Origin of the sequence: Mesorhizobium sp. M0808, assembly GCF_040320025.1 — a bacterium.
Classification (GTDB): Bacteria; Pseudomonadota; Alphaproteobacteria; order Rhizobiales; family Rhizobiaceae; genus Mesorhizobium.
This window is the reverse complement of record NZ_JAMYOX010000037.1, coordinates 13612-36615: the sequence shown is the minus strand read 5'-3', so window position 1 is coordinate 36615 and position 23004 is coordinate 13612. Positions and strand designations below refer to the sequence as shown.

18 protein-coding genes and 4 pseudogenes are annotated in these 23004 nt (G+C 59.8%); 20 read left to right on the top strand and 2 right to left on the bottom strand.

The genetic code is table 11. The features are described from left to right. Positions 1–219: 219 nt before the first annotated feature. Positions 220–1176, bottom strand: a pseudogene (locus NKI25_RS28785) (IS1595 family transposase). A 1531-nt stretch (positions 1177–2707) separates the two neighbouring features. Between NKI25_RS28785 and NKI25_RS28775 the strand changes: the two are divergent. The 17 genes and pseudogenes from NKI25_RS28775 to NKI25_RS28695 all read left to right on the top strand — a co-directional run. Next, on the top strand, positions 2708–3121 hold the full coding sequence (locus NKI25_RS28775) for a helix-turn-helix domain-containing protein (protein WP_502897456.1): 414 nt from the start codon (positions 2708–2710) through the stop codon (positions 3119–3121). Beyond that, positions 3105–4361 (top strand): type II toxin-antitoxin system HipA family toxin, encoded by a 1257-nt coding sequence (locus NKI25_RS28770; protein WP_352904654.1) that lies wholly within the window; start codon positions 3105–3107, stop codon positions 4359–4361. The genes NKI25_RS28775 and NKI25_RS28770 overlap by 17 nt, the downstream gene beginning before the upstream one ends. 487 nt (positions 4362–4848) lie before the next feature. Further along, complete coding sequence (gene nifH, locus NKI25_RS28765) at positions 4849–5742, top strand: nitrogenase iron protein (protein ID WP_352904655.1); 894 nt, start codon at positions 4849–4851, stop codon at positions 5740–5742. A gap of 98 nt (positions 5743–5840) precedes the next feature. Next, positions 5841–7343: a nitrogenase molybdenum-iron protein alpha chain gene (gene nifD, locus NKI25_RS28760; protein WP_353000078.1), complete on the top strand. Its 1503-nt coding sequence runs from the start codon at positions 5841–5843 to the stop codon at positions 7341–7343. Between the two features lie 128 nt (positions 7344–7471). Continuing rightward, entirely contained in the window at positions 7472–9013 is a 1542-nt protein-coding gene (gene nifK, locus NKI25_RS28755) for a nitrogenase molybdenum-iron protein subunit beta (RefSeq protein WP_353000076.1), read from the top strand. A 63-nt stretch (positions 9014–9076) separates the two neighbouring features. Continuing rightward, positions 9077–10567 carry a nitrogenase iron-molybdenum cofactor biosynthesis protein NifE gene (gene nifE, locus NKI25_RS28750; protein WP_353000075.1) on the top strand — a complete coding sequence of 497 codons (1491 nt, stop codon included), beginning with the start codon at positions 9077–9079 and terminating at the stop codon, positions 10565–10567. 9 nt (positions 10568–10576) lie between these two features. Next, the gene (nifN, locus tag NKI25_RS28745) at positions 10577–11959 is read left to right on the top strand and encodes a nitrogenase iron-molybdenum cofactor biosynthesis protein NifN (protein ID WP_353000074.1); all 1383 of its coding nucleotides are present in this window, start codon (positions 10577–10579) and stop codon (positions 11957–11959) included. After that, positions 11925–12422, top strand: coding sequence for a nitrogen fixation protein NifX (nifX, locus tag NKI25_RS28740; protein ID WP_353000072.1), 498 nt, complete (start codon positions 11925–11927; stop codon positions 12420–12422). The genes nifN and nifX overlap by 35 nt, the downstream gene beginning before the upstream one ends. Before the next feature lie 17 nt (positions 12423–12439). Then, positions 12440–12919: a NifX-associated nitrogen fixation protein gene (locus NKI25_RS28735; protein WP_353000070.1), complete on the top strand. Its 480-nt coding sequence runs from the start codon at positions 12440–12442 to the stop codon at positions 12917–12919. Positions 12920–12969: 50 nt separating this feature from the next. Beyond that, on the top strand, positions 12970–13731 hold the full coding sequence (locus NKI25_RS28730) for a response regulator transcription factor (protein ID WP_353000068.1): 762 nt from the start codon (positions 12970–12972) through the stop codon (positions 13729–13731). A 104-nt stretch (positions 13732–13835) separates the two neighbouring features. After that, positions 13836–14723: a universal stress protein gene (locus NKI25_RS28725; protein WP_353000066.1), complete on the top strand. Its 888-nt coding sequence runs from the start codon at positions 13836–13838 to the stop codon at positions 14721–14723. Between the two features lie 1331 nt (positions 14724–16054). Next, positions 16055–17209, top strand: a complete 1155-nt coding sequence (locus NKI25_RS28720; RefSeq protein WP_353000064.1) for a TlpA disulfide reductase family protein — start codon at positions 16055–16057, stop codon at positions 17207–17209. Positions 17210–17570: 361 nt separating this feature from the next. Further along, positions 17571–18038: a DUF269 domain-containing protein gene (locus NKI25_RS28715; protein ID WP_353000062.1), complete on the top strand. Its 468-nt coding sequence runs from the start codon at positions 17571–17573 to the stop codon at positions 18036–18038. A 25-nt stretch (positions 18039–18063) separates the two neighbouring features. Next, positions 18064–18267: a CCE_0567 family metalloprotein gene (locus tag NKI25_RS28710; RefSeq protein ID WP_353000060.1), complete on the top strand. Its 204-nt coding sequence runs from the start codon at positions 18064–18066 to the stop codon at positions 18265–18267. Next, positions 18264–18581 (top strand): ferredoxin III, nif-specific, encoded by a 318-nt coding sequence (gene fdxB, locus NKI25_RS28705; protein ID WP_353000058.1) that lies wholly within the window; start codon positions 18264–18266, stop codon positions 18579–18581. Before NKI25_RS28710 ends, fdxB begins: the two co-directional genes overlap by 4 nt. Before the next feature lie 29 nt (positions 18582–18610). Continuing rightward, on the top strand, positions 18611–18931 hold the full coding sequence (locus NKI25_RS28700; protein ID WP_353000056.1) for an exopolysaccharide production repressor protein: 321 nt from the start codon (positions 18611–18613) through the stop codon (positions 18929–18931). 325 nt (positions 18932–19256) lie between these two features. Then, positions 19257–19854: pseudogene (locus tag NKI25_RS28695) on the top strand (pyridoxal-phosphate dependent enzyme); the annotation flags it as partial. A gap of 433 nt (positions 19855–20287) precedes the next feature. Here NKI25_RS28695 and NKI25_RS28690 read toward each other — a convergent pair. Beyond that, entirely contained in the window at positions 20288–20740 is a 453-nt protein-coding gene (locus NKI25_RS28690; RefSeq protein ID WP_353000054.1) for an Lrp/AsnC family transcriptional regulator, read from the bottom strand. Between the two features lie 359 nt (positions 20741–21099). Here NKI25_RS28690 and NKI25_RS28685 point away from each other — a divergent pair. From NKI25_RS28685 to NKI25_RS28675, 3 genes and pseudogenes are all read left to right on the top strand, one after another. Continuing rightward, positions 21100–21276, top strand: a pseudogene (locus tag NKI25_RS28685) (transposase); the annotation flags it as partial. A 77-nt stretch (positions 21277–21353) separates the two neighbouring features. Then, positions 21354–22456: pseudogene (locus tag NKI25_RS28680) on the top strand (IS5 family transposase). 66 nt (positions 22457–22522) lie between these two features. After that, positions 22523–22786 (top strand): hypothetical protein, encoded by a 264-nt coding sequence (locus NKI25_RS28675; protein WP_353000052.1) that lies wholly within the window; start codon positions 22523–22525, stop codon positions 22784–22786. The last annotated feature ends 218 nt before the right edge of the window (positions 22787–23004 follow it).

Here is a 23004-nt window from a genome sequence, read left to right as displayed (position 1 = left end):
GCCGGCCACTGGCTTAGGCGCTTCTAAGGCACCATCAGGTTTTAGGCTTCAGCGTTTGTTGGATAGCGGCGTCGAAAGCTCGACCGCTTTCGTCCGCTTCAATCTCCCGAGCGGTCTGCTTAAACCGTTCGGATTGCACTTTCTGACTAAGCTTTCCGGTCTTTTTTCCGGGCGGCTTTCGGGCGGTATTTGGACGGTCGCCAGACGCCATAGGGTGCCTCACCTTGCACTAGTCGTTTCATAGGTCAGGCGCTTGCCGACCACACCATCAAAGATGCGAGCGGCGCGCGCTTCGTCGTTCACGCCAAGGGCTACGCGCTGATTGTGGCGGAAGTCAAATTCGGCAAGGTAGCCGTGAAGGTGCTTCTCCGCACAATGCCGGTAGGTGGGTAGGTGCCTTTCATGCCACGCTTAAACACGCTGAAATAGCTCTCGATGGTGTTGGTGTGGACGCCGCCACGTACGTATTCGCCAGCCGAATGCTTGACGGTCATGTGATCAAGGAAGGTAGCGCCAACGGTCGGGTAGAGGCGGCTTTCGTCGGTGAACAACATGCTTGCAACGGCGATGTTTTCGGTGACTAGAACCGCAACGTTTTCCTTGGTGGCGGAGGCAACATGGAAGGTGCGCACCGAACCGTTGCGCTCGATAAGGCCGAGCACGGCGCGCTTATTCGACGGGCCGCTGCGGCCTTTCTTGATGAAGGCTGCGCCACTGGTGCGGGTGGTGCGCTTCTCAGCCCGCGAACCGAAATAGGTCTCATCGACTTCGACGATTTGGACTGTTGCCGCCGAGCGGACCAAGCTTGCCGTCCCGCATTGCTTCACGGATGCGATGCGAGATGAACCACGCGGTTTTCAGTGTCACGCCAAGGGTGCGATGAAGCTGGTTGCTCGAAATGCCCTTCTTTGACGACGCGATAAGAAAGATCGCTTGCAGCCAATGGCTCAGCTTGACGTGGCTCGCTTCAAAGGTGGTGCCGATCTTCACGGTAAAGGGCTTGCGGCACTGGTAGCACTTGTAGGTGCCAATCCGGGTGCTCTTGCCTTCCATCTTCGAAATGCGCTCGACACCGCCGCAATGCGGGCAAACAGGGCCGTTCGGCCAAATCCTGGCTTCCACAAACTTGTAGGCTGCGGCTTCGTCGTGAAAGTGGCGGTCGGACAGGACAGACATTGGGTTTTATGGAATCAACCTATTCCGCTAATGCGGGTACGTCAAGTATAATATGCGGAAACTTGGCGCGCGAGGTCCCAAACGGATGACCGATGCCAGCTTGAGATGCAGCTTCCCGGAGATCGGCGCAAAGAGTTCGTCATCAGCATTGATACGGCGCACGTTCGTAGCGCTGATCAACATTCGGCGCGAAATTTCGAATTCGTCGTGGCCAGATGCGGCCGCGGGGACGGGGCGAAAGGGGCGGTCGCTATTTCGTCACCGGCAGCACCGACCAGCAGGCAATCCGCGATCGTGCTCTTCACTCTCTCCCGGAAGTCGGATATCGCGGCTTTGGGATGTGACGGTCGATCTCCGACGGGGCCGAAATCCTAAAGCGGCTGCCCCGCGCCATGCCCAAACCGACGACCCACATCCTCGACTGGTTGCATATTGCCATGAAGATCCAGCCCATGCAGCAGATCGCCCGTCACATCGTGCGATCCCGATCTGGCCCCTTTGAAGCGCTTCCAACCGTCGACAGGGACATCAGAGCCGTGAAGTGTCGACTGTGGTATGGGCGGGCGGTGGTGCGATCCGCGACCTGGAGCAACTTCTAGTAAGACTGAAGGAAGGCAGGTTCTCGATCGCACGGCTTCACAGGCTCGGAGCGCAGTTCCTGACCTATGTCCGTTCGAACCGCGGCGGGATCGTCAACTATGGAAAGCGCTACCAGGCTGGGCTTCGCGTCGCCACCACTCTCGCCGAGTCGGCGGTGAACTCAGTCGTCGGGAAACGTATGGTCAAGAAGCAGCAGATGCGCTGGTCGCTTGACGGTGCGCATATGCTCGTGCAGGTCCGGGCGGCGGAGATCAATTGCGAACTTCGCAACCGGCTGCGGGCGCCTTTCCGACAGCCAGAACTGAACGGGTCCAATAGCCTACGCGCTTACCGTCTATCTCAGCCGCGCTGTCAATTATGTCCGCGGCCAGGGCATCGATGTTCTCGCCGAGTTGCTCTCCCAGGTCGCACCGCTCCTGGGCTCATATCGAACTCACCGGAGACTATCTCTGGAACGAAATTGCCCGGCCCCTCGAACGCTTCAGGCCGACCCGCGCTAACCGCTTCAATCCAAACAATTTCGAATCCCTTAGCGGGTATTATTTTAGAAATGCCCCAGGAGCCCCGGTTACAGGCAGCCCGCGAACGCGGGCGAAAGGGTGCACGCCGTCCGAAACTAACGCCCGATCAGCGCTCTGAAATCATCGGCATGTTAAATGAAGGCCGTCCGGCAGCTGAAATCGCTCGTCTCTTTCGCGTTCATAGGGCCACCGTCGGGCGCATCGGCGCTGAGGTTAAAATAACCGTTCGCTGAATGTTCTTTCAGTTGGCCGTTTTGGCAGCGACGCACGCACCGGGCCCATTCGGTAGAAACGCCGGTGGGCGGTGGCCATAGCAGCTTTTCTCGGAGGAACGCCGTTCGGCGCGGCGCTAACGGCAGGGAGATCCTCGAATGAAGGATTGATCTCTTTGCATATCATTTTCATCATATATGATACGCGAACAGATCATAAAGGTTTTGACTCGCTCGCTGGATGAGATACCTTTGCGTCTCATCGCGCATTGGAATGATCGTATAGGTATCATGATGGACTCTGAATCGGAGATTCTGCGCGAAATCGGTGGGCTTTTCAGGCGGGGGAGGCTGGCCGCTGCTATGACGCAGGGGCAGGTCGCTCATTTGGCGGGTATATCCCGTCCCCGCTATCGCGACATCGAAAAGGGAGTCGCAGCGGCGCGTGCGACGACGCTCATGAATATCGCTCGCGCGCTCGGTCTGGAAATGATGCTGGTTCCGCAAGTCATGGTGCCGGCCGTCCAGGCTCTATTGCGTCCGCATGATGAGGATGATCGACCCGCCTTTGTTTCTCAACCTGACGATGACGATCATGGCTCAAGTCTTTAGCGCACCTAAGACGATCCCGTCGCTGGACGTGCTCTTGAACGCATTGAAGATCGGCACAATCGTTAGGACGCCGGGCGATTTCAATGCATTCAACTTCGATGAGGCCTACCGCGCGACGGGCGGCTTTCCGGTTTTCAGCCTGTCGTTCCGGGCAGCGACGGGAGGATTGCGGAAAGATCCGAAGCCTCTGGCGGGCGCCTTGCCCGCTTTCTTCGCGAACCTCCTACCGGAGGAGAAATTGCGCGAGGCGATGGAAAAGCACCACGAAGGCAATGTGCGGCCAGGCAATGATTTCGATCTTTTAGCGGCGCTGGGCGCCGATTTGCCGGGAGCCGTACGGGCGTTGCCCAGTGACGGCGCGATAGCGGTTTCGCAGGATGCTTCAAAGGATAAGCCCAAGGCACGCTTCTCACTTGCCGGCGTGCAGATGAAGCTGTCGGTCATGAAGAACACTGGAAAAGGCGGCGGCCTTACCTTGCCGATCGGCGACGAGCAGGGCCGGTACATTGCCAAGTTCCCTTCGACGGCCTTTCTGGGAGTTTCCGAGAACGAATTCGCCAACCTGGCGCTGGCAGCAGCAATCGGCATGGAGGTTCCTGAACGCGAACTTGTCGAGAAGTCCGATTTCGAGGATATTCCCGAAGAATTCAACACGCTGTCAGAGGGCAAGGTCCTTCTCGTCAAACGCTTCGATCGCGGCGCTGAGGGCGAGAGAATTCACATCGAGGATTTCGCTCAGGTCTTCGGCGTCTATCCCTCGCGCAAATATGAGGGGGCCGCTTATCACGACATAGCCTCGGCCCTTGGCGCGGCCGTCTCGCCTACGGCGGCTCTCGAACTCGTCCGCCGCCTGGCACTGACCGTCATCACCGGTAATGGCGACATGCACCTGAAGAACTGGTCGTTGATCTATCCCGGAAACGGCGACAAGCCGGCGCTTGCACCAATCTACGACGTCCTGTCCACCGTGCCATATATTCCCGCCGACGCCATGGCGCTTTCGCTTGGAGGGGAGCGCTCGTTCAAGGCGCTAGCAGCACCGCGATGGAAAGCATTTGCGAACCGTGCAAGGCTTCCGGAGCCGGCAGTCCTGAAGGCCGTGGTCGAGACCGTCGAACTCGTCAACGAGCACTGGTGGCATCTGCCTGAGCGCGACGTTGTCGCGGCGAAAGTGCTCGAGCGGATCGACGAACATGTGAAGGCGATGACGCCGATACTGAACTCCTGCGCCGACAAGTGAGCCGAGTCCACTTGGGTTGGTGATATGGCCGAATTATCCGCCCGTGGCCCGGATGGATGGCCGTGGATCCGATGGTATGCCAGCGTGGCGCGCAAGATTCCGCGCAGTGTCGATGAGGACACGCGAGACCAAGCACGTCAGCTCGCCGAAACAGAGAGTTCGCAGCATCCCGCAATTAACGCTAGAGGGTCGAGATGCTGTTCGCCCACCTCAACACAACGATGCGGTTCGAACGAATGCGGTGACTGAGGAATCGCGATCCGACGCTTTGTGTCGCCATTGTCGGGTCCGCTACACGGCTTGTTCCGACGATCCTTTCTTTGGCGTCAAGCTAAATCCCTGAAAAGCAACCATGAAATTATTCTTAGGTTCGATCAGCCAAATTGGCACAAGTCTTGAGATCCTTGGGTGCGAGGCGGCGACAGCTGCCCGACCGGCATTCATGTCGCGGCAGCCGCGATGAATGGAACGAAGGAAGGAAAGCTACATGTCAGGTTTGCGTCAGATCGCCTTTTACGGCAAGGGCGGCATCGGCAAGTCCACCACCTCCCAAAATACGCTCGCCGCCCTTGTCGACCTCGGGCAGAGAATCCTCATCGTCGGCTGCGATCCCAAAGCCGACTCCACCCGCCTGATCCTGAACGCGAAGGCGCAGGATACGGTCCTGCACCTCGCGGCAGAGGAAGGTTCGGTGGAAGACCTGGAACTCGCGGACGTGCTCAAGGTCGGCTACAAAGGCATCAAATGCGTGGAGTCGGGCGGCCCTGAGCCGGGTGTCGGCTGCGCCGGCCGCGGCGTGATCACCTCGATCAACTTCCTCGAGGAGAACGGTGCCTACGACGATGTCGACTATGTCTCCTACGACGTGCTCGGGGATGTGGTGTGCGGCGGTTTCGCGATGCCGATCCGCGAGAACAAGGCCCAGGAAATCTATATCGTCATGTCCGGCGAGATGATGGCGCTCTATGCCGCCAACAACATCGCCAAGGGCATCCTGAAATACGCCCATTCGGGCGGCGTGCGGCTCGGCGGCCTGATCTGCAACGAGCGTCAAACCGATCGCGAGCTCGACCTCGCCGAAGCGCTGGCTTCCAGGCTCAATTCCAAGCTTATCCACTTCGTGCCGCGCGACAACATCGTCCAGCACGCCGAGCTCAGGAAGATGTCTGTCATTCAGTATGCGCCGGAGTCCAAGCAGGCCGGGGAATACAGGGCGCTAGCCGAGAAGATCCATGCCAATTCGGGCCAGGGCACCATCCCCACCCCTATCACCATGGAGGAGCTCGAGGACATGCTGCTCGACTTCGGCATCATGAAGACCGACGAGCAGATGCTTGCCGAGCTTCAGGTCAAGGAAGCGGCCAAGGCGGCCGTACAGTAACGACCGCTACTGACTGGGGGCGCGGCCTGACCTGGCGCGCCTTTCGAAGAACGGCGCCTCGTCGGTGAGGCGTCACCCTGAACCTTGAAAGGGGTCCCATGAGCCTGGAATACGAGAATGACGGCGCCCTCCATGCGAAGCTTATCGAGGAGGTGCTGTCGCAATATCCTGACAAGGCGGCGAAGCGCCGCAAGAAGCACCTCAGCGTCGCAAAGAGCGGCGACGAGACTGGCGAGGAAAACGAAGTCCTTTCCGAATGCGAGGTCAAATCGAACATCAAGTCCATCCCCGGGGTGATGACGATTCGCGGCTGCGCCTATGCCGGCTCGAAAGGCGTGGTGTGGGGTCCGGTCAAGGATATGGTCCATATCTCGCACGGCCCGGTCGGCTGCGGGCAATATTCCTGGTCGCAACGCCGCAACTACTACGTCGGCACGACCGGCATCGACACGTTCGTGACGATGCAGTTCACCTCCGATTTCCAGGAGAAGGACATTGTTTTCGGCGGCGACAAGAAGCTGGAACGGATCATCGACGAGATCGAGGAACTGTTTCCGCTGAACAAGGGCATGAGCGTGCAATCCGAATGTCCGATCGGCCTGATTGGCGACGACACCGAAGCGGTGTCCCGCAACAAGGCCAAGGAGCACGAAAAGACGATCGTGCCGGTGCGCTGCGAGGGCTTTCGCGGCGTCTCGCAATCACTCGGCCACCACATCGCCAACGATGCGATCCGCGACTGGGTTTTCGAGAAGAAGGAGGTCGAGTTCGAGGCCGGCCCGTACGATGTCAATGTGATCGGCGACTATAATATCGGCGGCGACGCCTGGGCTTCGCGCATCCTGCTCGAGGAGATGGGCCTGCGCGTGGTCGGCAACTGGTCGGGCGACGCTACGCTGGCCGAAATAGAGCGCGCGCCGAAGGCCAAGCTCAATCTCATCCATTGCTACAGGTCGATGAACTACATCTGCCGGCACATGGAGGAAAAGTACGGCATCGACTGGATGGAGTATAATTTCTTCGGCCCCTCCCAGACCGAAGCCTCTCTGCGCAAGATAGCCAAGCATTTCGGGCCGGAAATCGAGGCCAAGGCCGAGGCGGTCATCGCCAAATACCGGCCCCTGGTCGATGCGGTCATCGCCAAGTACCGGCCGCGCCTCGAAGGTAGGACGGTGATGCTCTATGTCGGCGGGCTGCGCCCCCGTCACGTCGTCACGGCTTATGAGGACCTGGGCATGGTTATCGTCGGCACTGGCTACGAATTTGGCCATAACGACGATTATCAGCGCACCGGCCACTATGTGAAGAAGGGCACGCTGATCTATGACGACGTGACTGGTTACGAGCTGGAGAAGTTCATCGAGGGGATCCGTCCTGATCTCGTTGGCTCCGGCATCAAAGAGAAGTACCCGGTCCAGAAGATGGGCATACCGTTCCGTCAAATGCATTCCTGGGATTATTCCGGCCCGTATCACGGCTACGACGGCTTCGCCATCTTCGCCCGCGACATGGATCTGGCCATCAACAACCCAGTCTGGAACCTCTACGACGCCCCCTGGAAGAAAAAAGCCGAGCCGTCGGCGGCGATCGCAGCCGAATGAAAACCTGGCCTCCCGGAAGCCGGGAGGCCGTTGAACGCCTGTGGCGCTTTGTCCGCGGGAGACCTGAAACGTTTCGACGTCCCTGTGCCGCCGTATGGCGCGGCCAGATGGAGAAGAGGTAACCACCCATGCCGCAGTCGGCTGAAAAAGTTCTCGACCACGCGCCCCTGTTCCGCGAGTCGGAATACAGGCAGATGCTCGCCGAGAAGAGGCTGAATTTCGAATGTCCGCACCCGGACCAGGTCGTTACCGACCAACGCGAATTCACCAAGACGTGGGAATACCGCGAAAAGAACCTCGCTCGCGAAGCGCTTGTCGTGAACCCCGCCAAGGCCTGCCAGCCGCTTGGCGCGGTGTTCGCGGCCGCGGGCTTCGAGCGAACCATGTCCTTCGTCCACGGCAGCCAGGGCTGCGTAGCCTATTACCGCTCGCACCTGTCGCGCCATTTCAAGGAGCCTGCTTCGGCAGTTTCCTCCTCGATGACCGAGGACGCGGCAGTGTTCGGTGGCCTGAAGAACATGGTCGACGGGCTCGCCAACACGTACCAACTTTACGACCCGAAGATGATCGCCGTCTCGACCACTTGTATGGCCGAGGTCATTGGCGACGACCTGCACAGCTTCATCGAGAACGCCAAGGACCAAGGCTCGGTTCCGCGCGACTTCGACGTGCCCTTCGCCCACACGCCGGCCTTCGTCGGTAGCCATGTCGACGGCTATGACGTTACGGTCAAGGGCATTTTGGAGCATTTCTGGAAAGGCGAGGAGCGCACGGAAGCCGAGGGGACCATTAATATCATTCCGGGCTTCGACGGTTTTTGTGTTGGCAACAACCGGGAACTCAAGCGCCTGCTCGATCTGATAGGCGTGTCCTATACCTTCATCCAAGACGCCTCTGACCAGTTCGACACGCCGTCGGACGGCGAATACCGCATGTACGACGGCGGCACCAAGATCGAAGACGTGAGGAAGGCGCTCAACGCCGAGGCGACACTTTCGCTACAGCATTACAACACCCGCAAAGCACTGGAGTATTGCGAGGGGGTAGGGCAGGCGACTGCCTCGTTCCATTACCCGCTCGGCGTCCAGGCGACGGACGACTTCCTGATGGCGGTCTCCGCGATTTCCGGCAAGCAAATCCCCGAGGCAATCCGCCTGGAGCGCGGCCGACTTGTTGACGCCATGGCGGACAGCCAATCCTGGCTGCACGGTAAGAAATACGCCATCTACGGCGATCCGGACTTTGTTTACGCCATGGCCCGCTTCATCATGGAGACGGGCGGCGAGCCGACCCATTGCCTCGCCACCAATGGCACCTCGGCATGGGAAGCGGAGTTGAAGGAACTGCTTGCATCATCGCCCTTCGGCAAGGACGCTCAAGTCTGGGCGGGCAAGGACCTCTGGGCGATGCGCTCGCTGCTCTTCACCGAGCCGGTGGACCTGCTGATCGGCAACTCCTACGGCAAGTATCTGGAGCGCGACACCGGCACGCCCCTGATCCGGCTGACGTTTCCGGTCTTCGACCGCCACCATCACCATCGCTTTGCGCTTATGGGCTACCAAGGCGGGTTGCGCGTCCTGACGACGATCCTCGACAAGATCTTCGACAAGCTCGATCGCGAGACAAGCGAGACGGGCGTGACGGACTATTCGTATGACCTCACTCGCTAAGCGTGCCGGCCGGCTCATCGGTGAGGCCGGTCGTCTTCCCGAGGGACTTTGGAGACCGACGCAATGTCCTCGCTCAGAGCCAAAATCCAGGATGTCTTCAACGAGCCTGCCTGCGAGCAGAACCGCGGCAAGGATGCCAAGGCGCGCAAAGAGGGCTGTTCGAAGCCGCTGACCCCCGGGGCGGCTGCCGGCGGCTGCGCCTTCGACGGCGCCAAGATCGTGCTGCAGCCGATCACCGACGTCGCGCATTTGATCCATGCGCCGCTCGCCTGCGAGGGCAATTCCTGGGACAACCGCGGTGCGGCTTCGTCCGGGCCAACGCTGTGGCGCACGAGCTTCACGACCGACCTCACCGAACTCGACGTGGTGATGGGGCGGGGCGAGCGGAAGCTCTTCAAAGCGATCCGCGAGATCCAGGAAGCGTATGGGCCGCCGGCTATCTTCGTCTATCCGACCTGCGTGACGGCGCTGATCGGCGACGACATCGAGGCCGTCTGCAAGCGCGCGGCGGAAAAGTTCGGCCTACCGGTGGTGCCGGTCAATGCGCCGGGCTTTGTCGGCTCCAAGAATCTCGGCAACAAGCTTGCCGGCGAGGCGTTGCTCGATCATGTCATCGGCACGGCGGAGCCCGACGATGCCGGCCCTTACGACATCAATATCGTTGGCGAATTCAACCTCTCGGGCGAATTCTGGCTGGTGAAGCCGCTCCTTGATCGGCTGGGCATCCGGGTGCGCGCCTGCATTCCGGGCGACGCGCGCTACCTCGACATTGCCTCCGCGCACCGCGCCCGGGCGGCTATGATGGTGTGCTCGACCGCGCTCATCAATCTCGCCCACAAGATGGAGCAGCGCTGGGATATTCCGTTCTTCGAGGGCTCCTTCTACGGCATCACCGACACCTCGGAAGCGCTCCGACAGATCTCTCAGCTGCTCGTGAAGAAGGGTGCCGATCCGGAGATCCTCGGCCGCACCGAGGCATTGATTGCAGATGAGGAGGCGATCGCTTGGAAGAAGCTCGCGGCCTACCGGCCGAGGCTCGAAGGCAAGCGCGTGCTGCTCAACACCGGCGGTGTGAAGTCCTGGTCGGTCGTTCATGCGCTGATGGAGATCGGCATCGAGATCGTTGGCACCTCTGTCAAGAAGTCGACCGTCGGAGACAAGGAGCGCATCAAGCAGATCCTCAAGGACGACAACCACATGTTCGAGCAGATGACGCCGCGCGAGCTTTACGCCATGCTCTCAGAACACAAGGCCGATATCATGCTGTCGGGCGGGCGCACGCAGTTCATCGCGCTGAAGGCCAAGACACCCTGGCTCGATATCAACCAGGAGCGCCAACATCCTTACGCCGGCTATGACGGCATGGTGGAACTCGTACGCCAGATCGACCTCGCCATTCATAACCCGATCTGGCGCCAGGTGCGGGAACCGGCGCCATGGGATTGCCAGCCTGCGGTGAGGGAGGAACTGCCGAGCACGAAAAGCGAGACCGCGACCTTACATGCTGTCCAGGAATTCGCCGGCACGACGGCCGACGATTTCGGCCAGTGTTGAGGAAAGCCGATGGTCCGCATCCTTCCCCAGACGAAAGCGGCGGCGGTCAATCCGCTGAAGTCATCGCAGCCGCTGGGTGCCGCCTTGGCCTTTCTTGGCGTCGACGGCGCGATGCCGTTGTTCCACGGCAGCCAAGGGTGCACCAGCTTCGCCCTCGTGCTCTTCGTGCGGCATTTCAAGGAAGCCATCCCCTTGCAGACAACAGCGATGGACGAGGTGGCGACGATCCTCGGCGGGGCAGACCATCTGGAAGAGGCGATCCTCAACCTCAAGGCCCGCACAAGGCCAAGGCTGATCGGGGTCTGCACCACGGCGCTGGTGGAAACCCGGGGCGAAGACTGCGCAGGAGATATCGCCGATATCAGGCTGAAGCGCAGGCAAGAACTCGCGGGTACGGAGGTGGTGCTAGCCAACACACCGGATTTCGACGGCGCGATCGAAGAGGGCTGGGCCAAGGCGGTCACCGCGATGATCGAAAGGATTACGCGGCCCGGCGAGCAGGCGCGGCAGTCGAAGAAGATCGTGATCCTGCCTGGCTGGAACCTCACTGTGGCTGATATCGAGCATTTGCGTGAGATGATTGAAAGCTTTGGACTGCAGCCGGTGATTCTGCCGGACGTCTCCGGCTCGCTCGACGGTACGGTGCCCGACCGCTGGGTCACGACCACCTATGGAGGCACCAGTGTCGAGGATATCCGTGAGCTTGGCACGGCCGAGCAATGCATCGTCATCGGTGAGCATATGCGCCGCCCGGCCGAGCTGCTGCAGAGGTTGACCGGCGTGCCTTACGTGCTGTTCCGGTCGCTGACTGGATTGAAGGACGCCGACCGGTTCGTCTCGCTGCTGTCCGCGGTTTCGGGCGGGCGCGCGCCGGCTGGGGTGCGCCGTCGCCGCGCGCAGTTGCAGGACGCGTTGCTCGACGGACATTTCCACTTTGGAGGCAAGAAAATTGCGATCGCTGCTGAACCAGACCAACTCTACCAACTCGCGAGCTTCTTCATCGGAATGGGCTCCGAAATCGCAGCGGCGGTCACCACGACCGACATGTCGAAAATTTTGGAGGAAGTACCGGCGCAGTCGGTTCAGATCGGCGATCTCGGCGATTTGGAAGCTCTTGGCGCCGGCGCTGATCTTCTCGTCACTCATTCCCACGGCCGCCAGGCGGCGCAGCGCCTCGGCATTCCGCTCATGCGGGTCGGCTTCCCGATCTTCGACCGGCTCGGCAGCCAGCACAAGCTCACGATCCTCTACCAGGGGACCCGCGACCTGATCTTCGAGATTGCCAACATTTTTGAAGCCAACCGGCACGCGCCGACGTCTGAGGCGCTTAGTCCACTCCGTAAGCGAGAAATGCCAGATGAGCTCCGTTCGTCGCCTCTCGCTCGTCACTGACGAGGTTCACGCACCGACGCCGGAACGCCAAGCCGGCGCATTGCGGGTGGCGATCGCCACGCAGGACATGAAGAACCTCAACGCCCATTTCGGTTCGGCCAGGCGCTTTGCTGTCTACGACGTGACGCGCGAGGAGTGGAATCTCGTCGAGGCCGTGGCCTTCGATGACGTTTCGGATGGGAGCGGGAAGCACCGAACTGAGGGCGATGACCGCATCACCCCGAAGGTGGAGGCGCTGAAGGGCTGTCATCTCCTGTTTTGTCTGGCGATCGGCGGGCCTTCGGCAGCCAAGGTTGTTTCGGCAAAAATTCATCCGATCAAAGTGCCGCACCCCCAAACCATCCAAGAGGTGCTGTTGCGCACGCAAATGATGCTCAGGACGTGTCCTCCCCCTTGGCTGCGCAAGGTGCTGGCGCAGGCAGGTGTCGCCGAACAGAAACCGTCCTTCGAGGACGAGGACTGAAATGAGGAGTGGGCGAAATGTCCGACGCCGTGGTTAGCCCTGCTGTCACCGAGGATGAGGCGGCCCTTGCCACCCCGTTCGTCAGATGCCTCGTGCGGCTGGTCCGGGCTCATGATTCCCACGGGTCTTGGGAAGGCAAATCGGACGCCGAGCTGCTGGGCGACTTCATCATGACCAGGGAACAGCGCCGTGCGATCCCGATCATCGGCGATCCCGATCCGGACGTGCTGTGGAGGCTTGAGATATTTTACACCGCCGTCGGGCTTGCGATCGAGGAGCGCTCCGGCCTGATGGCATCGCCGATGATGGAGATGAGCCATGAGGGCTTCGGGCGCGTGCTTCTCACGGCCGGGCGGTTGGTCGTTCTGTCGAAGACCCTGCGCGACGTCCACCGGTTCGGCTTCGAGACGTTCTGGAAACTCGCCGCGGCCGGTACCAAACTGGCCGGCGATGCCACTGCAGCCATTGAGGCTCATCCCGAGGTGGCGCGGGCGTAATGGAACCGATTTTCGATCAAGGGGATCATGTCAGGCTTTGAGGACATGCGATGGCCAGCCCCCCAACCGAGGCGGTCGAGGCCGATTTGGTTCTTGGGGTAGCGCTGATGAAGCCACTGGTCCTGATCTGTTCGCAAGATGCGGAGTTGTATCTGTTCCTCAGCCACATTCTGGGGGTGGACGGCTTCACGAGTGAGCCGGCAGGCGGCGTGAAGGAAGCACTTGCATTGGCCGACGAACGTGAGCTCCAGGCGGTCGTGCTGGACTGCGGGGCGGCAAGCGCGACAGGCCCCACAATCTGCGCCCGGCTGAAGGGGGAGCCCCGGACCGGCGGCCTGCCCGTAATTGCCCTGATCGCGCCCGGCGCCGAGAACCAGCACCTCGATCTGTTGAAGGCAGGCATTGATGAAAGCTTCGTGCGGCCCTTCGCGCCAGCCAAGCTGCTTGACTGTCTACGCACGAAGCTGGCGCTGCCGAAACCGGGTTCAAACGGCATCGAAAACAGCAGCTGGCTCTGCTGCGGCAGCCTTGAGATGAAGCTCGATGCCCACCGGGTTCGCGGTAATGGCCACGACATCCATCTCGGACCTCTCGAGTTCAACCTGCTGCGGCAGTTGCTTGAGGCTCCCGGCAAGGTCTTCAGCCGAGACGAGCTGATAGGCGCGGCCTGGCCGGACAATATCCATATCGGTGCACGCACTGTCGACGTCCATATCAGCCGGATTAGAAAGGCGCTGAAGGCGGCTTCGCCAGGCAGCGTCATTCGCACCGTCAGGTCGGCCGGCTACTCGCTCGAGAAGCCGGACGACTAAATTGGTCAGGGGTGGTGCCACTCCCTATCTGCGTCGTGGTCAGGGCAGGTCTTGCGGCTTCGAAACGCGCTACGTGCGCGACATACTGATGGAGAAGCAGTCAGATGGCCTTCAAAAGCCTACTCAGTGTAGCGGGAGCTGACCACTCCGATCAGGACGTCAGAACAGCTGCCGGCTTGTGCGCCGAGGTCGGCGCATATCTGTCCGTACTGATTATGTCGCCTCCGCCGCTCGTTATGTCGCCTCCGCCGCTAGGCGATGGCATCCCCGAGTGGCCTCAACAACACGCACAGGCCATTGCCAGATTGGAAAAACGGTACAGGGAAATCGAGAGGTTTTCACAGGCCACGGCCAGTCTGGAAAAAACATCCAGGGAAATTCACAAACTGCTGAGAGCCACGTGGCGGTGCTATGATGTCGATATTGCCAACTGCGATCAGGCCAGCATCGGTGACGCGGTGCGACAGCGGGCGCTCTGCAACGATCTGACAATCGTCGGCCCCGCACTTCTCAACGACATTAACGTCGGTCCCCTTGTTATCAACGGCAGCCTGTTCGACACCGGAAAGCCGGTGCTTGTCGTGCCAGAGGAGGCTGAGGCGACTCTGTCTCCACGGCGCGTGCTGGTCGGCTGGGATTCGCGAGTCGAGGCGTCTCGTTCGGTTCGGGAAGCGCTGGATCTGCTAGCCGGTGCTGAGGAAGTTCGTGTCGCACTAGTCGATCCGGAGGCGAGCTGCACCGGAAACGGTACCGAGCCGGGAGCCGATATCGCTGCCTATCTCACTCGGCACGGTGCTCGGGTCTCGGTTGACCTGCTGGCGAGCGCCGGAAGATCGGCAGCCACGGTGCTCGCGCAGCACGCAATCGACACGTCTGCCGACATGATAGTCATGGGCGCTTATGGCAACCGCAGGCTACGTGAGCGACTCTTCGGCGGCGTGACGAGATGGATAGTTGGGAAGCCGTCATTGCCGTTGTTTTTGGCTCGCTGACGGGTTCCAAGCAAGCACCGACGCTGTTCGAAGCTCTATCCCCCCTGGGTCACCTATCCTGATGCCAAGTCGGAGGAAGATCGCGCAAAGCGCAACTTTCGCGAAGCTCGAATCTGCAAGCGCCGTCGCCGAGACATCCCGGACGTCTCTAACCCGCGCTCGGGGGTTCTCCTCGCCCGAGATGATCCGTAACGCGGAGCTCAAAGGCCGCGCAGAGGTACAGGCGCTCCTCAATGCACTCAAAACCACCGCTTCAGGTCGGCGTCAGGTCGAGAAAGAGAGTCGCTTCAGCGCGGCAGGCCGCGTTCGGACCGTAGCCGCATCGTATTGGCGTTATCACGATTTCCCTCACACTGGCCGGGAGCTGACCACCGCAACGAGTGGCCAAGGCACCGACCTTCGAGTCGGGACGGCCGGGCTCTTGCCGGCGTCGGCGCGAACGATGGCATCAATCGCCTTGTCATCTCTGGGATGGTAGCCCGGGTTAGTGGCGGACAGCCGCATCTCCAGCGTTTCCCGTTGGTCCGGCCCAACCTGCGTGGCGACCGAGCGGTCTTTGGGTTTGCAATTCCGCCAACGCTCACGTCGCGCCGCGAGGTCCCGTTGCACCTGAGCACCGGGAACACAGAAGATAAACACAAAGCAGGAATCCGCAGAGTTCACCGCCGGCACAGGCCGGCACTCATCCGGGCCTCTTCCGCCATGATCATCATCGTCGTTCTGAGGAGCGGTATTGGCGAGCTACAGCTGGACCGGCTTCGGTCGTGAAGAACTCCCATGACGCCAGCCCAGGAATTCGATCGCAGGGCGGGCGAGGGGGCACAGGCTGCGCTCGGATGGAGCGGCCCCTTGCAATCGCAAATGGCGAGATCGCTACCGCCTCCGGACCGGAACGGCAAGACGCTCAAGCCGGTGGCGTGAAGCGGACGATGATGACGAGCCTGACGATAGCCAACGCAGTCATGATGGCCATCGGCCTCGTCCCTCGGCCCGAATGCATATTGAGTCGTCCGGGCCACGCTTTTCTGCCGACGCGAAGCGCGTGATGCTTGTCGAAAACCTGACAGCGGCAGAAAACATGTCGGCTTCAATACAACCAGCCATCTTGGCAGTTGAAGGTTTTTCTAGCGATTCATGCGCTTACTGCCCGCTGAGCGCGCTGGCACGGCCTTTGCGGATTGTGATGCGGCAACACTGCGTGAAAGCTGACTGCACGCAGACGCGCGAGACGAGCGATGCTCTCCTTTCCTGCCCGTGTGCCCCCTCTCTAAAGAGGGAAACAAGCCCGCGCATAAAGTCGCGCAACTGTGGCAACAGCTCTGGAGAGCAAAATGGTGTTGCGGATGGAGTCACCGGCTCCTTCAATCAAAGTGGAGAACTGGCTGCGTGGTGAGCCCCTTACGAACTTCGAGCCCGGCAAAGTCTATATCGTCGAATTTTGGGCGACTTGGTGCGGACCATGTGTGTCGGCGATGCCCCATCTGATGCAGCTGCAGGAAAAATACAGGGACAGCGGACTTGAGGTCGTCGGAGTCGCGGCTAATGAAGACGCTCCAAGGGCCGTTGAGGCTCGCACCAAGTTGGACGCGTGGTTGACCGAAAAGTGCTCGAATCTGAACTATCGGATCGCGTTCGACTACACAGGCGAAATGAACAAGCTTTGGATGAAACCCAGCTTTTCCACCGGGATTCCGACTTCGTTCGTGGTCGACCGAGACGGCCACATCGCCTTTATTGGTCATCCGGGGCAACTCGATGAGATTTTGCCGAAAGTGCTCAGCGGCAGCTGGCGCACCAGCGATGAAGCGAAAGCTGCCGATAAGGAGTGGATTGCCAGTGGCCAACGCGAAGCGCGCGAACGAACGCTCACCAAGCCGATATACGCCAAACTTCGGCCGGCGATGGAGGCCGAGGATTGGACGGCGGCGCTCTCGGCTGTCGAAGAAGGCCTCGCCTTGCCCGACAATATGGAGTTCCGGTGCATTCATGCGAATCTACTGCTTCACAAGCTGCGCGACATGCGGGCCGGCTTGCCACTCCTGCACCAGTTGGTCGAGGACGTGATCGACAAAAAGTTCGAGGCCGTGTCTTGGATGGTCGCCGTCCTGAACGAACTCTTCGACCCCAAAATGGACAACTCCCATCTCCCCCATGCTGAGCGCTTTGCGATGGGCGACAAGCTCTCGGAACAGATCCTGACACTCAATCGTCCACAAGGGGACGGCCCCCTTAAATTCCTTTGGTACGTCCCGCTCGCTCAGTATTATTACGAGAGCGGCAACAAGGATCGCGCGATCGCGTTGATCGAGGTGGCGCTGAAATCGCTGGATAATCCGAAGCCAATGCCGGACCACATCAAACAGTACTACCTTACCCCATTGCTCCAAGCCCTGGCCAATTACACGGGTGAGAACGCCTGTTACGCGGATCTTTGCGTGGTTCCGCAAAACAAGGCTCCTGAAAATCAAACCGCAGTCGCCTCATGAGCAAAGATCGCAAAGGGATGACAATTGGAATTGAACCCTGGCCAATTCGCCCATTGTCTGCGGCGAGCTCGCAGTAAGTATGTCCATTGCAGCATAGGGCGCATCGCTTGCCGCAGGTTGGAGTTCAAATCTTGTAATAACCTCCGGCCGAATCCCTGCGGACGCGATGTTCGACGCGAATTCGGCCAGTCGTGGAAGACGTCACGGTCCAGGACGTGTTCAAGGTCGGCCACAGGGACATCACTTGCGTGGAATCGGCCCGGCCAAGCCGGACGTCCGCTGCGCAAGTGTGCCCGTAGCAGGCGTCCCCGAAAACAGACATGGTGTTTCGAGGAAGAGGACTGAATGAGGAGAAGGCGAAATGTCTGACACCGCAATCAGCCCTGCCGTCAACGAGGACGAGGCGCTTGCCACACCGTTCGTCAGATGCCTCGTGCGGCTGATCCGTGCTCAAGACTCCTACGGCTCGTGGGACGGCAAATCGGACGCCGAACTGCTGGCCAACTTCATCGTCACCAGAAAACAGCGCCGTGCGATGCCTGTCATCGGCGATCCCGAGCCGGACGTGCTGTGGAGGCTCGACATGTTCTACACCGCCGTCGGGCTCGCGATCGAGGAGCGCTCCGGCCTGATGACATCGCCAATGACAAGGATGAAACCCATGGGGGCTTCGGACGCCTGGTGTTCACGGCCGGGCGGTTGGTCGTTCTGTCGAGATATCCACCGGTTCGGCTTCGCGACGTTCAGGAAGCTCGCGGAGGCCGGTACGAAACTGGTCGACGATGCGACTGCAGCCATCGAAGCCTATCCCGACGTGGCACGGGCATGAAGAAACCGATTTCGAGGAAGGATCTATGTCAAAGCTAGATGAGATGGGGAAGAAAGTCCGAAAGCTTCAGCTGCGCGCGGCAATTGCCAAGATGAAATTGCGCGACCTTGCAGAGAATCTCCCGGGAAAATGGACGAAGATAGAGGAAGTTGCCGAGGAAACGGAGGCCGTTTTTGCCGAGTTGGATGGTGCCAGGAGAGAGCTCGCTGCAATGAAGAAGTTACTATGACGAGCACATTCACCACCCGCGACGGCTCCGGATGGGTGCCGGAATATCTCACCGCTATAGACGGCACGACCTGCATCGGCTGCGGCCGCTGTTTTAAAGTCTGCTCGCGCGAGGTTATGCATCTTTACGGCGTCGATGACGCGGGTGAAATCCTCGGCGCCTGTGACGGCGAAGACGACGATTTCGACGGCGAGCTCAATCGCATGATCATGGTCGTCGACCATGCCGGCCGCTGCATTGGCTGCGGAGCCTGCGGCCGCGTCTGCCCGAAGAACTGCCAGACCCATGTTGCGGCCGACCAGGCCGCAGCATGAGCTGAGGAGACAAAACCAGGAGAACGGCGTTGCCCTTTAAAATCTTTTGTCGCGTCCTGGGACTGGTACTGTGCAGCACCGCACTGACTGTCTACTTCGCTTCTCGTTCCATCGGCACAGTAGTCGTCACGACGCTGGCTTGTTCGCTGCTCCTTCAGCTGGCGTATTTCGCAAGCGTGCTCTTTCTGATCTGGCGGTCTAGCTGCGCTAGCAGAGCTGGCCAAATGGCTGAGCATTTCGATCGTTGCAAGGAAGTTGGATACCCGCCGCCAGACTATGATGAGGTGAGGAATGAATCTTCAGATGTGCCTCAGCTCGTTCCAATGGGCGGCATATCGCTGCTCCGTTGAAGCGCGGTGACAACATCAGAGCTCAGCTTCGCGCCACTTTGGATCAACCATGAACGTTGAGCGGATCGTTCATGGAAATCTATGCTTGGTAGGGTCGCAGGCGACCGCATTCCGGTCGTTCAATCCCGGGAGATGCAGTTTTTGCTTCCATAGGCATCGGTAGCCTATCAAAGCACGCCGGGGTCTCGATGTCGAACAAGACGCTGGAAATAATGATGGACCTTTCTGGGCCATCGGAGAACGCAGCTGACCTCAAATCAAATATGCCCTTTAGAATGACTCGTGCAAGCTAATTTCAGCTCAGTCACGTGTTGCCGGAGAGAACATGCTGGAAAAGTTCGAACGCTATCCACTCACCTTTGGACCAACGCCCATCGAGAAGCTCGACCGCCTCGGCAAGCATCTCGGGGGAAAGGTGGAAATCTACGCCAAGGGCGAGGACTGCAACTCCGGTCTCGCATTTGGCGGAAACAAGCTCCGCAAGCTCGAATATATCATTCCCGATGCGATCGCGTCAAATGCCGAAACGCTTGTCTCCATCGGCGGCGTGCAATCCAACCACACGCGGATGGTCGCTGCGGTCGCCGCCAAGATCGGCATGAAATGTCTCCTGGTTCAGGAGAGCTGGGTACCACATGAGGACGCCGTCTACGACCGGGTGGGTAACATTCTTTTAAGCCGCATCATGGGAGCAGAGGTGCGCCTGGTCGACGAGGGCTTTGACATCGGTATCCGCCGCAGTTGGGAAAAAGCGCTCTATGGCAAAGGGCGGCACACCCTATGCGATACCAGCCGGTGCGTCTGTTCACGAAAAGGGCGGCCTCGGCTATGTGGGGTTCGCCGAACAGGTGCGCGCCCAGGAGAAACAGCTTGGCTTTGCCTTCGACTACATCGTCGTTTGCGCGGTCACCGGCTCGACGCATGTGCGAATTTGCTGATCCAAAGGCATCCGCGTGCTGATTGGATGCCGGCGAACCGCCTGAAGGGGGCCGGCGCGAATGCCGATACTCTCGGACTGACGCGACTCGGTATCTATATTCGAGCAGGAAGCGCTGACGAACAGCCGCCAGCATTGGCACACATGGTGACATTCACCATACTTTGCGGCCCAAACGTCGGAGAGGCTAAGGGCACCGTTGTGAACTTCGGACCAGCAGGAGAGCGTAGCGCCCGGTGCCGGTGAGCGGGTTGCACGCCGGCACGACATTCATCTGAATATGCTTCATCTATACCGCCGGTGGGCACGGGCCCGGGACTGCATAGTTCCCACGCGAAGAAATTCAATCGGAAGCTGAACGTCCAAAGGGCGCTTCAAAGGCGGCTCGGATCGATGGCTTCAGCGCAATCCGCCGAAAGCTATACCGTGATCCGGGGCTCGAACTTGACACGATCAAGGCTGATCATACTCCTAAATTTTCGCACGTTGGGGTTGGTATAGAGCTTTGTCTTGACGAAGACGTCAAAGGCCTCGACGTCCTCGACCGCTACGACCAGGACGAAATCGGCGTCGCCCGTCACCATGTAGCACTGAGTTACCTCCTTAGCCGCGCGCATCGCGCGCTTGAAATCGTCGACAAGATCCAGACGTTCACGGTCAAGTTCTACTGTCACAACAACGGAAAGCGATTTGCCAAGAGCCTTCGGATCCACGAGTGAGATATCCGCAACGATCACGCCCTCCGCACGCAACTTGTTCACTCGACGCATGCAAGAGGCGGCTGAAGAACCGACTAGTTTCGCGAGGTCAGCAAAGGAGTGCCGATTGTTCCTCTGTAGGGCCGTCAGGATCCTTTTGTCTAGGTCGTCCACCGTCTGATGCCCGGCCCTGCATAAAGATTTAATATTTACTGCAATTTAACAATCGCATAAATTTCCGCAACGTTTATTTCAATTCACCCACAAAAGTGAAACAAACAAGCATTCATAATCCGGCAGTTGATCAAATACGCGCACCTTCCGGATTCAACGCAGCGTCTGATAAGCTGACGACATTTCGAACCGCCGCTTTGTGTGATCCGCTTTTCAGCAGCCGACGCGTTTTGGCGTAAACCGTAGAGTTTGAGGACGCTTATATCGACAAGCTCCGTTTTCTCTTTGTGCCTGTGACCTGCCACGGGTAATTTCCTCCATCTGAGATTAGAGTCCGGCGTCGATTGAAGGACGGACTGATGAAGAGAAAGGGGTTTACGGAAGAGCAGATCATCGCGGTTCTGCGTGAGCATGAGGCGGGGGCAAAGGCGGGCGACCTGGCGCGTAAGCATGGGATCTCCGAGGCGACGCTGTATAACTGGAAGGCGAAGTATGGCGGGATGGACGTCTCCGATGCCAAACGGCTGAAAGCCTTAGCAGGCTGTTGAAAAAGGCCCTCGCCACCGGACCGCAGCAATGATTCACTGGCTCCGAAGGGATTCGGAGGTGGCGAGTGCGCGGCGGCGACGATCGAACTGGCGAACTTTTCAGCTAGTGGACCTTGAGGTCCGGGTTCGGCGCAATCATCCATTGCGGGCGATCAGGACGATCGTGACTGAAGCCCTGTCGAGGCTGGAGCGTGAGTTCGCGGCGCTATATTCGCCGATCGGACGGCCATCTATCCCGCCGGAGAAGCTGCTGCGGGCGATGCTTTTGCAGGCGTTCTATTCGATCCGCTCGGAGCGGCTTTTGATGGAACGGTTGGAATACGACCTCCTGTTCCGCTGGTTCGTCGGCATCGGCGTCGACGACGCAGCCTGGGACCATTCGGTGTTCTCCAAAAACCGTGACCGGCTGCTGGAGGGCGATATCGCGGCGAAGTTCCTGGCGGCCGTGCTGGCGCAACCCAAAGTCAAGAAGCTCCTGTCCACGGATCACTTCTCGGTCGACGGCACGCTGATCGAGGCCTGGGCTTCGATGAAGAGCGTCAAGCCAAAGGGCGGCCCAAGCGGCGGTCATGGCGAACCGTCGGCAGACGGCGGCGGACGCAATGCGGAAGCGGACTTCCACGGCGAGAGGCGATCGAACGAGACGCACACCTCGACTACCGACCCCGACGCCAGGCTCTACCGCAAAGGGCGGGGCAAGGAGGCCAGGTTGTGCTTCATGGGACATGGGTTGATGGAGAACCGCCACGGCCTGCTGGTGGAAGCCTGTCTGACGCTGGCCGACGGACATGCCGAGCGGGTGGCGGCCCTGCACATGATCGAACCTCGTGCCGACCGGCCGCGGGCGATCACGCTCGGTGCCGACAAGGCCTATGACGCAGAGGACTTCGTCAACGAGTTGCGCTCGATGAAGGTGACACCCCACGTAGCGCAGAACACGAACGGCCGTCGTTCGGCGATCGATCGCCGCACCACGCGCCACGGTGGCTATGCCGTCAGCCAGCGCATCAGAAAGCGCATCGAAGAGGCGTTCGGCTGGATCAAAACCGTCGCTGGGCAGGAGAAGACCAAATTGCGCGGCCGCGACCGCGTTGGGTGGGCCTTCACCTTCGCGGCCGCCGCCTACAATCTGGTGCGGCTGCCCAAGCTCTTGGCGGCGTCGAAATGACCGTGCCCGCAGGCTGCCAACTGATCGGCCGCTGGCGGATCATCGAAGCCGATCTGTGGGATCGCGGTGGGTGGACCCGCAACCATCGCCATCGGACCCGACAACAACGGCGAGATCGCCTTTGGCGCCCTGCAAGCCGGTCTCGAACTGAGCTACAGCCCCTCGATAGTTCACTTCACATGGGCCGGGTGTGACGAGATGGATGAAGTCACAGGCGACGGCTATGCCGAATTGCTCGACGACGGCTCGATCGAGATCACATTCGCCTACCACAACGGCGACGAGGCCATCCTCAAGGCAATACGTCAGACTTCTTCAACAGCCTGCTAGACCTAGAGGAGGTGCACTCTGTTGAAGCCATGCAGTACACGACTGGCAGGAACCGGGTCCGCCGACTTTGCTATGAAGATGTGGACTCAGTTCTGAGAACCGAGCTCTTGCGCGGCGTTGCTCTCGCGAAGAATTGAACTCCATGATTTACAGCGTCCATTCATTCCACGTTCTTCACAACACCGACCCATTTGGCTCTAGCGCAAGTGAGGCGTATC